Raw genomic sequence first — 12,813 nt, 5'->3', positions numbered from 1 at the left:
CGAGTTGAAGAACCCCCTCCGCCGCGAGCGCGGCGGCCCGGACCGGGGCGGCCGGCGGCAGCGCCGCGCCGTCGTCGTCCGCACCGAGCGGATCACGCCGGGGATGGTCCGCGTGGTGCTCGGCGGGGAGGACCTCGCCGACCTGCGCGCCGAGCACGCCGACTCCTACGTCAAGCTCCTCTTCCCCCCGGCCGGGGTGACCTACGACGAGCCGCTCGACGTCGCCGCGGTCCGCGAGTCGCGCCCGCGCACCGAGTGGCCGGTGCTGCGCACCTACACGGTGCGCGCCGTGGACGCCGAGCGCGGTGAGGTGACGGTCGACTTCGTCGTCCACGGCGACGAGGGCCTGGCGGGGCCGTGGGCGGCCGCCGCCCGGCCCGGTGACGTCGTGCACCTGATGGGCCCCGGCGGGGCGTACTCGCCGGACCCGGCCGCGCCGTGGCACCTGATGGTGGGCGACGCCAGCGCCCTGCCGGCGATCGCCGCTTCCCTGGAGCGGGTGCCCGCCGGCGCCACCGCCGTCGCGGTCCTGCAGGTGCACGGGCCGGCCGAGCACCAGGCGCTGCCGTGCCCGGGTGAGCTGCGCGTGCACTGGCTGCACGGCGACGGACCGGACCCGGAGGGCCTGGTGGCGCTGCTGCGCTCGCTGGAGCTGCCTCCCGGAGCCCCGCACGCGTTCCTGCACGGCGAGGCCGACTGCGTGCGCGCGGTGCGCCGCTGGGCGCGCACCGACCTGGGGGTGCCGCGCGAGCTGCTGTCCGCCTCCGGGTACTGGCGCCGCGGGCGCACCGAGGAGGGCTGGCGCGAGGAGAAGCAGGACTGGAACGCCTCGGTGGCCTCCGACGACACCGCCGTGCCCTCCCCCGCCTGACCCCGTCCCCTCCTCGCCCCGGGCGGGGGCGAGGAGGGGACGGGGTGGGGAGTCATGCGGCCAGGACGGCGTCGCAGACCTCCACCAGCGCCGCGCGCAACGGGTCGGCCCGCTCGGCGAACGCCCGCTGGGCGCGCACGTACTGCGCCTTGCCCTCCGGCGTCTCGATCGGCACCGGCTCGTACCCCAGCGACGTCACGTCGTACGGCGAGGCCCGCATGTCCAGCTCCCGCACGTCCCGCGCCAGCTCGAAGCAGTCCAGCAGCAGCTCCCCCGGCACCGCCGGTGAGAGCTTCACCGCCCACCGGTAGCAGTCCATCGTCGCGTGCAGGCACCCCGGCTGCTCCTGCGCGGCCTGCCCCTCGCGGGTGGGGGTCAGCTCGTTGCGCGGCACCGCGCTCGGCGTGAAGAACCGGAACGCGTCGTAGTGGCTGCACCGGATGCGGTGCGACTCCACCACCGCGTCGGTGCCGGCGTGCCCGAGCCGCAGCGGCAGGCCCGCGTGCCGCACCTCCTCCGGCGCGGCGCGGTGCACCATCGCCCACTCGTGCAGCCCGAAGCAGCCCAGCTGCGCCGGGCGGGTGCGGGTGGCGGCCAGCACGTCGCGCGCCAGGCGCACCGTGGGCTCGCGCTGCGCGCGCAGCGACGCGGCGTCCACCACCGCACCGCGGCCGGTGCTCGCGTAGTGCGCCCACCCCGCCCGCTCACCGGCGTCCAGCAGCTCCACGCCCACCCCGGGGTGCCAGCGCAGCAGCTTGCCCGGCGCCCACGAGTAGTAGGTGAACAGGAAGTCCTCCACCGGGTGCGCCCCGCCGCGGCGGCGGCGCTCGGCGGCGGCGCCGGTCAGCGCCCGCGCGCGCTGGGCGTGCGCGGCCTCCCGCGCGCCCCACGCCGGCCGCTCCAGCGCCCGGCGACCGGTGAGCACCGCATCCGCTTCCACCGGGTCAACCGTACCGACGGCGCGCACCCCGCCCGCGCCGCGCGGGCGCGTCCGGCACACTGGCCCGGCCCGAACCCGCACCAGGAGGTCCCCCGTGCCCGACACCCCCGCACCGGTCGACGTGTGCCCTCTCGAGGCGCTGCCCGACGGCGGCGTCGTCCGCTACGACGGCCCCGGCACGACGGCCCCGGTCTCGGTGTTCAACGTGGACGGCGAGCTGTACGCCATCGACGACACCTGCTCCCACGCCGCCGAGTCGCTGGCCGACGGGTGGGTGGAGGACTGCGCCGTGGAGTGCCCGCGGCACGCCTCCGCGTTCGACCTGCGCACCGGCGTCCCCTCCGGCCCGCCGGCCACGAGCCCGGTGCGCACCCACCGCGTCGAGGTCGTCGGCGGGCGGGTCCTCGTGCACGTCGGCGTCCCCCGCGGCTGACACCGGCCGGGTGCCCAGCGACCTCACCGCTCGCTGAGCACGATGCACACTCACGGGCGGGTCGGATGCGCGAAGATGTCCCGGTGCGCCGCCTCGACACCATCGACGCCCGGATCCTGCTCGCGCTGGACGAAGACCCCCGCGCGACCGTCCTGGGCCTGTCGCGCCAGCTCGGCCTGGCCCGCGGCACGGTGCAGGCGCACCTGGAGCGCCTGGAGTCCGACGGCGTGCTGCACCGCTTCTCGCGGCGCCTGTCGCCCGCGGCGCTGGGGTTCTCCATCTCCGCGTTCGTCATGGTCGAGATCGAGCAGGGCCAGCAGGACGACACCCTGCGCCGGCTGCGCGAGACGCCGGAGGTCCTCGAGGTGCACGGCATCACCGGCGACGGGGACCTGATGTGCCGCGTCGTCGCCCGCGACGCCGACGACCTGTACCGGGTGGGCCAGGACGTGCTCGCCATCCCCGGCGTGGTGCGCACCCGCACCTCCCTGGCCATGCGCGAGCTGGTGCCGTACCGGATCGACCCGCTGCTCAACGAGCTCGTCGACTGACCCGGAGCACCGGCCCGGACGGGAGCACTGCGCGCGTGCGGCAGAATCGGGCGCGTGTTGCGGTGGCTGACGGCAGGCGAATCCCACGGTCCGGCGCTCGCGGGCATCCTCGAGGGCCTGCCGGCGGGCGTGGAGGTGTCGAGCGCCGACATCCGCGCCGCCCTGGCCCGCCGGCGCCTGGGGCACGGGCGGGGTGCGCGGATGAGCTTCGAGCAGGACGAGCTGGAGGTCATCGGCGGCATCCGCCACGGCCGCACCCAGGGCGGCCCGGTGGCGCTGCGCATCGGCAACTCGGAGTGGCCGCGCTGGCAGGAGGTCATGGCCGCCGACCCGGCCGACGCCGACGGCCGCCGCTACGACGAGCCCGGCCGGTTGCCCGCCCGCGGCCGCTCGGCGCCGCTGACCCGCCCGCGCCCCGGTCACGCGGACCTGACGGGCATGCAGAAGTACGGCTTCGACGACGCCCGGCCCGTGCTGGAGCGCGCCTCGGCGCGCGAGACCGCCACCCGCGTGGCGCTGGGCGAGGTGGCGCGCGCGTTCCTCGCGCAGGCCGCCGGCGTGGACCTCGTCTCCCACGTGGTGTCCATCGGCACCGTCGAGGCCCCGGCGGGCGTGGTGCCCGGCCGCGGTGAGCGCGAGCGCGTCGACACCGACCCCGTGCGTTGCGCCGACCCGGCCACCAGCGCGCGCATGGTCGCCGAGATCGACGACGCGCACTCCTCCGGCGACACCCTCGGCGGTGTCGTGGAGGTCGTCGTGCACGGCCTGCCGCCGGGGCTGGGCTCCTACGTGCACTGGGACCGCAAGCTGGACGCGCGCCTGGCCGCCGCCCTCATGGGCATCCAGGCCATCAAGGGCGTGGAGGTCGGCGACGGCTTCGAGACGGCCCGCCGGCGCGGCTCGGCCGCGCACGACGAGATCGAGCGCACCGACGGCGGAGAGGGCCCGGAGGGCATGACGGTGCGCCGGCGCACCGATCGCGCCGGCGGCATCGAGGGCGGCATGAGCAACGGCGAGGTGCTGCGGGTGCGCGCGGCCATGAAGCCGATCTCGACGGTGCCGCGGGCCCTGGACACGGTCGACACCGCCTCCGGCGGCAAGGCGCAGGCCATCGCCCAGCGCTCCGACGCGTGCGCGGTGCCGGCGGCGGGCGTGGTCGCCGAGGCGATGGTCAGCCTCGTGCTGGCCGACGCCCTGCTGGAGAAGTTCGGCGGCGACAGCGTCGAGCAGGTGCGCGCGAACGTGGCGAGCTACCTGGACGGCCTGGCGATCCGCACCGCCCCCGCGGAGGGCTGAGCTCAGCGGTACCGGTGGCGCAGCCAGGCGCGCTGCGCCACCACCGCCACCCCGAGCACGGCGAGCGCGAGCGAGGCCGCCCGCGGAGACACCAGCCCGGCGAGGACCGCGGTGACGAGGACGACCACGACGGCCAGGAGCAGGACGACGGTGCGCCAGGTGGGGTCCGCGTCGGGTTCGGGGCCCGGACGCTCCAGCCGCGGCGACAGCGCCAGCAGGGACGCGGCCACCGCGAGCGACCACACGAGCGTGGGCTCGGGCCGGGCGGGGGCGAAGCAGACGACGGCGGCCGTGGCCGACACGGCGAGCGCGAACACGGTCCAGAAGACCCGGTCGACCGGGTCCGGCAGCGGCGCCGGGGAACGCAGCGGGACGTGCCACCACGCGCGGGCGCACAGCCGGTGGCCGGCCAGCTGCACGCCCAGGCTGAGCAGCGGCGCCCAGGCCACCACGGCCGGCAGCTCGGGGGCCGCGGTCAGCGCGGGGTGCACCAGCGCCGCCAGGACCCCGACCACCCCTCCCAGCTGCAGCCCAAGCCCGGCCGCGTACAGGCGCCGCCCGGCGCCCGGCTGCCGCAGCGGGTGCGCCCCGGCCCGCTCCTCGACGTGCGCGTCCACGGCGTCCCCCCTCGCTCGTCCTGCGGTTCACAGCCCCCGGACCCCCCTCACGCTCTTGTGCAGCGCCTGGCGCGTGACGCCGAGCTCGGCGGCGAGCTCGACGAGGCTGTGGTCCAGGACCAGCTCGGCGAGCGCGTGCGAGCGGGCGCGGGCCACGGCGGAGCGCAGCGCGGACGCGGCGGCGTCGACCTCGGCGAGGACCAGGACGGCGCCGAGCAGCCCGCCGCACTCGGCGACCCAGTCGCGCCCGGCGGGTGCGCCCTCGACCTGCGCGAGCAGCCCGCGGCCGGAGTCGGCGAGGACGTCGGCGACGACGGCGGGGGTGGTCCAGCGCGCCAGGCGCTCCGCGGCGTCGGCGTGGTCGCCGGGGGCGCGGTGCGCGAGCACCTGCGTCCAGTCCGGCACCTGGTGCGACAACAGCTCCACGGGGACGAGTCAACCCCGGGTTGACGGCTTCGTCGACCCGGGGTTGCACTTTCAGGAACCGCGTCAGCGGTGCGCGGCATCGACCTCCGCGAGCACGAGCACCGCACCGGACAGGCCCCCGCACTCGCCGACCCAGTCGCGCTCGGTGGGCAGGGCGTCCAGCTGCGCGGTCAGGCCCCGGCCGCGGTCGGCGAGCACCTCGGCGACGACGTCCGGGGTGGTCCAGCGCGCCAGCTCGGCGACGCAGCCGTCGGCCGGATCGCGGTGGGTGAGCACCCGGGCCCAGGTGGTGCGGTGGTGCGGGGCGGAAGTCACGCGGAACCCTAACCCGGTTCCCGGGCGCGCCCGGCCGGGACGCGCGGGGGCGCGGCTCACTCCGGGCGGTCCTCCGGCGGGGGCGGCGGGGGCGGGGCCTCGGACCCTGCCGGGGGCGCCACGGTGGCGCCGATCGCCCCGGTGCGCCCCAGCCGCACGCCCTGCCGCCGCACGCCGCGCGGGTTGCCGCTGACGAGCGGCAGCAGCCAGCGGGCCGAGGGGTCCGCGTCGACGAGGACGGTGCGCACCAGCAGGCTCAGCGGGACCGCCAGCAGCGCGCCGAGGCTGCCCAGGGCCCACCCCCAGAAGATCACGGACAGGAAGGTCAGCGTCGCCGACAGCCCGACGGCGTTTCCGACGATCTTCGGCTGCAGCAGGCCCTGGATCGTGACGTTGACGACCGTGTAGAGCACCACGACGAGCAGGGCGTCGCGGGGGCCGCTGTCGAGCAGGGCGACCAGCGCGGGCGGCACCAGGCCGAGGAAGAAGCCGATGTTGGCGATGTAGTTCGTCAGGAACGCCAGCAGCCCCCACACCAGCGGCAGCGGCACCGCCAGCCAGTAGAGGATCCCGATGTCGATCACCGCCACGACCACGCCGAACGCCGTGGCCACCAGCAGGTAGCGCCGGGTGCCGGCGGCGAACGCCGTGAGGGCCCCCACCAGCCGCGGGTGCCACCAGCTGGCCTGCGCCAGGAGCTTGGGGAAGACGGCGGCGTCCAGCGCCAGGAAGAACAGCAGGAAGAGCAGGAACGAGAACGCGGTGAGGGCGGCGACGAACTGCTCCAGCACCGTCTGCGCCAGCCCCACGAAGCGCGAGGGGTCGATGCTCGCCACCGCCTGCGTGATCTGCGACTGGCCGACGCCGAGGCGGTCCAGCAGCTCCAGGACCTGCCCCTGCAGCTCGTAGTACCGGCTCGTGTACTGCGGCAGGAGCATGGCCAGCCGCACCAGCGACCACCCCAGGGCGGCGGCCAGGCCGAACACGACGGTGTACAGCACCACCAGCACGACCAGGGTGCTGACCCAGCCGTACACGCCGCGCCGGCGCAGCCACGGCTCCACCGGGTGCACGACGAGGACGAGCACGAGCGCCAGGACCGCCGGACCGATCGTCGCGGAGAAGGAGCGCACACCGGCCACGACGACGACCGCGGCGGCGAGGCCCACCAGCAGGGGCACCGCCCGGGTCGGGGCCGTCGCGTCGTGGACGAGAGGTCCGGCGGATGCCTCGCCTGGTGCGGCGGTGTCGTCGGTGGGCATGTCGGGCACCTGTCGAACGGGGACGTCGGGCGCCCCGCATCCTGGCGGAGGAAGCCGCGGGCCACGACCCGGGCGCAGCGGGCCGGGACGGCGGCGCTCAGGCCCCCGGTGCCGGGCGACGCATCGGCACGTGCGCGATGCCGTCCTCGTCGTAGCCGGGGCCGTCCACGGCGAAGCCGAACCGGCCGTACCAGTGCTCCAGGTGGGCCTGGGCGCCCAGGACGACCTCGACGTCCCCCGCCAGCTCCAGCGCCCTGGTCATCAGGTCGGCCGCCACGCCCTGCCCGCGGGCCTCGCGCGCGGTGGCGACGCGGCCGATGCGCACGGTGCCGTCCGGGTCGCGCAGCAGCCGCAGCGTGCCGGCGACGCGGCCGGCGGCGTCCTGCGCCCACAGCAGCAGCGCGTCCGGTTCGAGGTCGCGCCCGTCGAGCTCGGGGTAGGCGCACTCCTGCTCCACGACGAACACGTCGACGCGCAGCTTCAGCAGCTCGTACAGGACGCGCGGCGGCACGTCGTCCAGCGCCGCCTCGTACAGGGGCAGACCGCTGGTGCTCACCCGAGCAGGTCGTGCCGCACGACGGTCTGCTCGCGGTCGGGGCCGACGCCGACCGCGGAGATGCGGGCGCCGGAGAGCTCCTCCAGCGCCTCCACGTAGCGCTGGGCGTTCTTCGGCAGGTCGTTCACCGAGCGGGCGCCGGAGATGTCCTCGGTCCAGCCCTCGAAGTGCTCGTACACGGGCTTCGCGTGGTGGAAGTCGCTCTGCGACATGGGGATCTCGTCGTGCCGGACGCCGTCGACGTCGTACGCGACGCAGACGGGGATGCGCTCCCACCCGGTGAGGGTGTCCAGCTTGGTGAGCACGAAGTCGGTCACGCCGTTGACGCGGGCGGTGTAGCGGGCCACGAGCGCGTCGTACCAGCCGGTGCGGCGGGGGCGACCGGTGGTGGTGCCGTACTCGCCGCCGTCGCGGCGCAGCTTCTCGCCGTCGGCGTCCAGCAGCTCGGTCGGGAAGGGGCCCTCGCCCACGCGCGTGGTGTACGCCTTGACGACGGCGATGATGCGGTCGATGCGGTTCGGCGGCACACCGGTGCCGGTGCACGCGCCCGCGGCGGTGGCGTTCGAGGAGGTGACGAACGGGTAGGTGCCGTGGTCGATGTCGAGCATCGTGGCCTGCCCGCCCTCGAACAGGACGATGTCGTCGCGGTCCAGCGCGCGCGTCAGCTCCAGGCCGACGTCGCGGACCATGGGGCGCAGCCGCTCGGCGTACGACAGCAGCGTCTCGACGGTCTCGTCGACGGAGACGGCGCGGCGGTTGTAGACCTTCACCAGCAGGTGGTTCTTCTGGTCGAGGGCGCCCTCGACCTTCTGCCGCAGGATGCTCTCGTCGAAGAGGTCCTGGACCCGCACACCCACGCGGTTGATCTTGTCGGCGTAGGTGGGGCCGATGCCGCGACCCGTGGTGCCGATCTTGCGCTTGCCGAGGAACCGCTCGCTCACCTGGTCCAGGGAGCGGTGGTAGGGCGCGATGACGTGCGCGGAGGCGGACACGAGCAGCTTGGAGCAGTCCACGCCGCGGGCGCTGAGGGCGTCGATCTCCTCGAACAGCACCTCGGGGTCCACCACGACGCCGTTGCCGATGACGGGCGTCACGCCGGGGGTGAGGATGCCGGAGGGCAGCAGGTGCAGGGCGTACTTCTCGTCGCCGACGACGACCGTGTGCCCGGCGTTGTTGCCGCCGTTGAACTTCACGACGTAGTCGACGCGGGCACCGAGGGCATCGGTGGCCTTGCCCTTGCCCTCGTCCCCCCACTGGGCGCCGATGAGCACGATCGCGGGCATGACATCCCCTGTCTTTCCTGGTGGTTGCGCGGTCCTGCGTGCACGAGGCCCCCACGGACCTCCGGTGGAGGTCGGCGCAGACCGCGCAGAGCCTACCGGCCCGGTCGCGGCGCGACCGGCGAGCGCACGGGGACCGCCGGCGGGGTGCTCAGCCGGCGAGCTGCTCGCCGAGGCGGCGGCCCAGCGCGGTGCCGGAGACCCACGCCGTGCTCACCTTCGAGGTCCGCCCCCACGAGTCCCCGCACACCGCGATCCCGGTGGCCTCGTCCAGGCCGAAGAGGTCCTCGGCGTGCTGGCGCAGCGGCTGCGCCAGGGACCAGCGGTGCGCGCGGTTCCACGACGGCACCGGCGTGGGCCGCCCGGTCAGCAGCGGCCCCAGCTCGGCGACCACGTCCGCCACGACGGCGTCGGGGTCGTCGAGGTGGTCGGCGGAGACGTCCGGCGCGGTGTGCGCGACGAGCACGGGGGCGCCGTCGCCGCGGCGGGCGCCGTCGTCGGCGAGGAACGTCAGCAGGTCGCTGTCGTTGACGAACGCGGCGTCGAACCCGGGCCACCAGCGCTGCGGCCAGGCCGCGCACACCGCGATCGCGGGCCGGTAGTTCCACCGCGCGGAGAGGTCCAGCCTGGTGGCGACCATGCGCGGCAGCAGGTCGGCCGCCTGCGGGTCGGGCACCGCGAGCACGACGGCGGCGGCCGACTGCCCGTCCGCGGACGGCCCGCGGGGACCGGCCTCGACGGCCTCGACGTCGCTGGAGCCCTCCACCCGCACCTCGGCGCGGCCCGGCGGGGCGAGGAGGTCGTCGACGAGGCTGCGCAGCCCCGCCCGCGCGCCCCAGCGCCACGGGCCGGTGGAGGCGGCCCCGTCCACGCGCGCCCCGTCGGCGGCGCGGCCGGTGACGACGGCGAGGGTGTCCGTCCAGCGGTGCGCCAGGCCGCGGGCCTCCCAGTCGGCGACCTGCGCGGCGAAGGCGCCGCCGGGGTCGTCCTGCGACCCTTCCCGGGGGACGGTGAAGTAGGAGGCGCCCAGGTCCGCGACGCGCACGCCCGCGGACGTCTCCACGCGCCGGCCGCTCATCCGCCCGCCGGGGCGGCGGCCGCGGTCCAGCACCCGCACCGGCACGCCGGCGTCGGTGAGCACCCGCGCGCACGCGGCCCCGGCGATGCCCGCGCCCACCACGAGCACGGGCGGGCGCTGCGCGCTCACGGGAACCTCACGGCAGCAGCTCGGCGGGCGCGGCCGGGTCGCAGTCGCGCAGGAAGTCCCGGCAGCGCTCCGCCTCGGGCGCCTCCCCGATCGCCTCGGCGGCGCGCTGGAGGGCGGCGAGCGCGCGCAGGAAGCCCCGGTTGGGCTCGTGCGACCACGGCACGGGCCCGTGACCGCGCCAGCCGGCGCGGCGCAGCGCGTCCAGCCCGCGGTGGTACCCGGTGCGGGCGAAGGCGTAGGCGGTCACGGCCCGGCCCTCGTCCAGGGCGCGCTCGGCCAGCAGCGCCCACGGCAGCGAGGCGGCCGGGTGGGCGGCCGCCACGTCCTCGGCGCCGCCGCCGCCCGCCAGCGCGGCGTCGACCTCCGGCTGCGCGGGCAGGTGGGTGGGCGGGGGGCCGCCCAGCAGGTTCGTGCCGGTGTTCACGGGTGCTCCTCTCGGGGGGCGGCCGGGGCCGCGGGTGCCGTGGTGGGGATCTCCACCCAGACGATCTTGCCGCGCCGGGTGGGGGTGGTGCCCCAGCGGCCCAGGGTGGCGACCACGCGCATGCCGTGGCCGCCGCTGCCGTCGGGGCGCGCGTCCACCACGCGCGGCTGCTCGGGGCTGTCGTCCTCGACCTCCACGCGCAGGGCGCCGGGCAGGTCGAACAGCCGCAACCCCACCGGTCCCCAGCCGTGCAGGACCGCGTTGGCGACCAGCTCGGAGACCACGATCTCCGCCTGCGGGCCCACGCCCAGGCCCCACACCGCGCAGGCGCGCAGCGTGGCGTGGCGGGCCTTGCCCACCGACGACGGCTCCGACGGCAGCTGCCAGCGGCGGCGGCGCGGCGTGTCCGCCACCCGCTGCGGCGCCCCCTCGGCCTCCTCCGGGACCCGGACCACGACGATGGCGGTGTCGTCCTCGGGGGACTCCCCCAGCCCCTGCAGCAGCTCCTCGCCCACCCCGGCGGCGTCACCGGCGCGGGTGCCGGCGAGCACCTCCACGAGGACCTCCATGCCGTCGCGCATGGGCCGGTGCCGGGCCTCGATGAGCCCGTCGGTGTAGAGGACGAGGACGTCGCCGGGGCGCAGCGCCCGCTCGCGGGTGGGCCGGGGGCGCTCCCCCAGGCCGACGAGGGTGCCGGTGGCGTCGTTGAGGACCTCCACGGCCGGGCCGCCCCCGGCGTCGGCGCGCCGCAGCAGCGGCGGCAGGTGCCCGGCGCTGCTCCACGCCACCTCCCAGCCGCCGTCGTCGAGCCGCTGCAGCGTGGCGTACACCAGGCTCGCCATGCGGGAGACGCCCACGCCGGCCGCGAGCTGGTCCACGCGCATCAGGACGCTGCCGGGGTCGTCCAGCTCCTGCGCGGCCGAGCGCACCACCGAGCGCATCTGGCCCATCGCGGCCACGGCCTCCACGTCGTGGCCGACGACGTCACCGATGACGACGCCGGCGCTGCCGTCGGCGGCCTGGAACACGTCGTACCAGTCACCGCCCACCTGCGCGTGGTCGGCGTTGGGCGCGTAGAACGCCCAGACGTCCAGCCCCTCCACCGCGGTGTCCTCCGGCAACATGCTGCGCTGCAGCGTCTCCGACAACTCGTGCTCCCGTGCGCGCAGTCTCGCGTTCTCCACCGCCAGCCCGGTGCGCAGGGCGGCGGCGCGCAGGACGGCCTCGTCCGCCGGGCCGGCCCCACCAGGGAGGACGACCAGCCACCCCAGGACGTGCCCGTGACCGGGCAGCGGGAGCACCCGCACGTCCGGGCCCGCCGCCCGGGTGAGCTCCGCGAGCCACCCGGAGGGGGCCGCGGGATCGCCCCCGTCCAGGGCCAGCAGCGCCGGTCCCCCGGGCGCCGGCGGGTGCAGCAGCGGGTCGTCGGCGCGGGCGCCGGGCGGACGCCGCCACACCCGGCCCACGAGCGGCTCGAACGGCTCGCCCGCGGCGGCGACGACCTCCGCGCCACCGCCCGCGGCGCGCGCCGGGCCGTCGTCCACGAGCGCCACCAGGGCGGCGGGGACCACCTCGCGCGCCAGCGTCCGCACCGCGGCGCCCAGCCCCGCGGCGACCGTCTCGCGGGTCGGCACCGGCCCGCCGAGGGCGTCCACCTCGCGCAGGAGGTCGGGCAGCGGGTCGCCGGGGCGGGCGGTGACGTCCTCGTGCCAGGTCACCACGTGCCGCACCGCACCGGTGCGGTCGCGCAGCGGCGTCACGCGCACCCGGTGCAGGAACCGGGTGCCGTCGGGGCGCTCGCCCAGCAGGGTCGCGTCGGCGGGCTCCCCGGTGCGGGCCGCCCCGCGCAGGGCGGGCGGGGCCTCGCCGACCGCCACCAGCAGCCCGGAGCAGTCCCGGCCCACCACGTCGGTGCCGGGGACGCCGGTGACCCTGCTCCAGCCGGAGTCGGCCCACTCCACGACACCGTCCACGACACCGTCCGGGGCACCACCCGCGACCCGGGCGGGCACGGCCGTCAGCGCGGCACCGGCGGTCGCCGCCACGGGCTCGGGCCCCGCACCGGGACCACCGGCGGCCGCCGCGGCCCCGTGCAGCGCCAGCAGCGCGCGCCCGGCCGCCACGGGCGCCACCGTGAGCCACCAGCGGCCGGCGACGAGCTCACCGGGCACCCGCCCGTCCAGGGCGCGTTCCGCCACGCCGGCGGGCAGCCCGGCGGCGCGGCAGAACGACGGCAGGTCCACGGGCACCTCCCCCGCCGGGGCGGAGGCGGCCAGGCGGGTCGCGGCGTCGTCGGCGGCGGCCACGGCGGCCGGCCCGGCACCGTCCGCGGGCAGGTCCAGCAGGAGCACCGCGGCGGGATCGGCGCTCAGCAGCAGGGGCTGCGGTCGGCTGCCGGGCATCCGTGGGGCTCCTCGAGTGCGGTGGTGCGTCGCAGGTGCGCGACGGCGACCTCGACCTCGGTCGATAGCATGCAGGTGGCCTCGACGGGCCGCGCGCCGAAGGTGTCCCGCTGCGCCGAGCGGGTGCACGTCGCGCAGGTGCGCCGTCGTGACCTAGTGTGCGGCGACGAGCCGCGCCGGACACACAGCTGCCTGCAGCCACCGGGCACGGTGTTCAGCGCGGCACTGCGGAG

Annotated in this window: 14 protein-coding genes; 4 read left to right on the top strand and 10 right to left on the bottom strand. The window is 77.0% G+C overall.

Going from position 1 to position 12,813, the window contains the following annotated elements:
- Window positions 1-91: 91 nt before the first annotated feature.
- Window positions 92-871, top strand: a complete 780-nt coding sequence (locus MN205_RS01595) for a siderophore-interacting protein (RefSeq protein WP_374115805.1) — start codon at window positions 92-94, stop codon at window positions 869-871.
- A gap of 52 nt (window positions 872-923) precedes the next feature.
- Here the strand turns inward: MN205_RS01595 and MN205_RS01590 are convergent, their stop codons facing one another.
- A complete protein-coding gene (locus MN205_RS01590) occupies window positions 924-1,811 on the bottom strand; it encodes a 3-methyladenine DNA glycosylase (protein WP_242123660.1) in 888 nt (295 codons plus the stop codon).
- A gap of 94 nt (window positions 1,812-1,905) precedes the next feature.
- Here MN205_RS01590 and MN205_RS01585 point away from each other — a divergent pair, with 94 nt between their 5' ends.
- From MN205_RS01585 to aroC, 3 genes are all read left to right on the top strand, one after another.
- Window positions 1,906-2,244, top strand: coding sequence for a bifunctional 3-phenylpropionate/cinnamic acid dioxygenase ferredoxin subunit (locus MN205_RS01585; protein ID WP_242123658.1), 339 nt, complete (start codon window positions 1,906-1,908; stop codon window positions 2,242-2,244).
- Window positions 2,245-2,309: 65 nt separating this feature from the next.
- Window positions 2,310-2,795, top strand: a complete 486-nt coding sequence (locus MN205_RS01580) for an Lrp/AsnC family transcriptional regulator (protein WP_242738730.1) — start codon at window positions 2,310-2,312, stop codon at window positions 2,793-2,795.
- 54 nt (window positions 2,796-2,849) lie between these two features.
- Window positions 2,850-4,091 carry a chorismate synthase gene (gene aroC, locus MN205_RS01575; protein WP_242123654.1) on the top strand — a complete coding sequence of 414 codons (1,242 nt, stop codon included), beginning with the start codon at window positions 2,850-2,852 and terminating at the stop codon, window positions 4,089-4,091.
- 2 nt (window positions 4,092-4,093) lie between these two features.
- On the opposite strand, the gene MN205_RS01570 is transcribed toward aroC, so the two are convergent.
- The 9 genes from MN205_RS01570 to MN205_RS01530 form a co-directional block, all read right to left on the bottom strand.
- Entirely contained in the window at window positions 4,094-4,708 is a 615-nt protein-coding gene (locus tag MN205_RS01570) for a hypothetical protein (protein WP_242123652.1), read from the bottom strand.
- Between the two features lie 27 nt (window positions 4,709-4,735).
- Entirely contained in the window at window positions 4,736-5,134 is a 399-nt protein-coding gene (locus MN205_RS01565) for a hypothetical protein (protein ID WP_242123650.1), read from the bottom strand.
- Between the two features lie 63 nt (window positions 5,135-5,197).
- Window positions 5,198-5,449, bottom strand: coding sequence for a hypothetical protein (locus tag MN205_RS01560; RefSeq protein WP_242123648.1), 252 nt, complete (start codon window positions 5,447-5,449; stop codon window positions 5,198-5,200).
- A 56-nt stretch (window positions 5,450-5,505) separates the two neighbouring features.
- Window positions 5,506-6,711, bottom strand: a complete 1,206-nt coding sequence (locus tag MN205_RS01555) for an AI-2E family transporter (RefSeq protein WP_242123646.1) — start codon at window positions 6,709-6,711, stop codon at window positions 5,506-5,508.
- A 97-nt stretch (window positions 6,712-6,808) separates the two neighbouring features.
- Entirely contained in the window at window positions 6,809-7,267 is a 459-nt protein-coding gene (locus MN205_RS01550) for a GNAT family N-acetyltransferase (protein ID WP_242123644.1), read from the bottom strand.
- The gene (locus MN205_RS01545) at window positions 7,264-8,550 is read right to left on the bottom strand and encodes an adenylosuccinate synthase (protein WP_242123642.1); all 1,287 of its coding nucleotides are present in this window, start codon (window positions 8,548-8,550) and stop codon (window positions 7,264-7,266) included. The genes MN205_RS01550 and MN205_RS01545 overlap by 4 nt, the downstream gene beginning before the upstream one ends.
- 148 nt (window positions 8,551-8,698) lie before the next feature.
- On the bottom strand, window positions 8,699-9,754 hold the full coding sequence (locus MN205_RS01540; RefSeq protein WP_242123640.1) for an NAD(P)/FAD-dependent oxidoreductase: 1,056 nt from the start codon (window positions 9,752-9,754) through the stop codon (window positions 8,699-8,701).
- Between the two features lie 7 nt (window positions 9,755-9,761).
- Entirely contained in the window at window positions 9,762-10,178 is a 417-nt protein-coding gene (locus MN205_RS01535; RefSeq protein ID WP_242123638.1) for a DUF3151 domain-containing protein, read from the bottom strand.
- On the bottom strand, window positions 10,175-12,580 hold the full coding sequence (locus MN205_RS01530) for a SpoIIE family protein phosphatase (protein ID WP_242123636.1): 2,406 nt from the start codon (window positions 12,578-12,580) through the stop codon (window positions 10,175-10,177). Before MN205_RS01530 ends, MN205_RS01535 begins: the two co-directional genes overlap by 4 nt.
- Window positions 12,581-12,813 lie beyond the last annotated feature (233 nt).

Source organism: Kineococcus sp. TRM81007 (assembly GCF_022669155.1).
Taxonomy (GTDB): Bacteria; Actinomycetota; Actinomycetes; order Actinomycetales; family Kineococcaceae; genus Kineococcus.
Note: the sequence above shows the minus strand (reverse complement) of the source record. Positions and strands in the feature narration are given on the sequence as shown.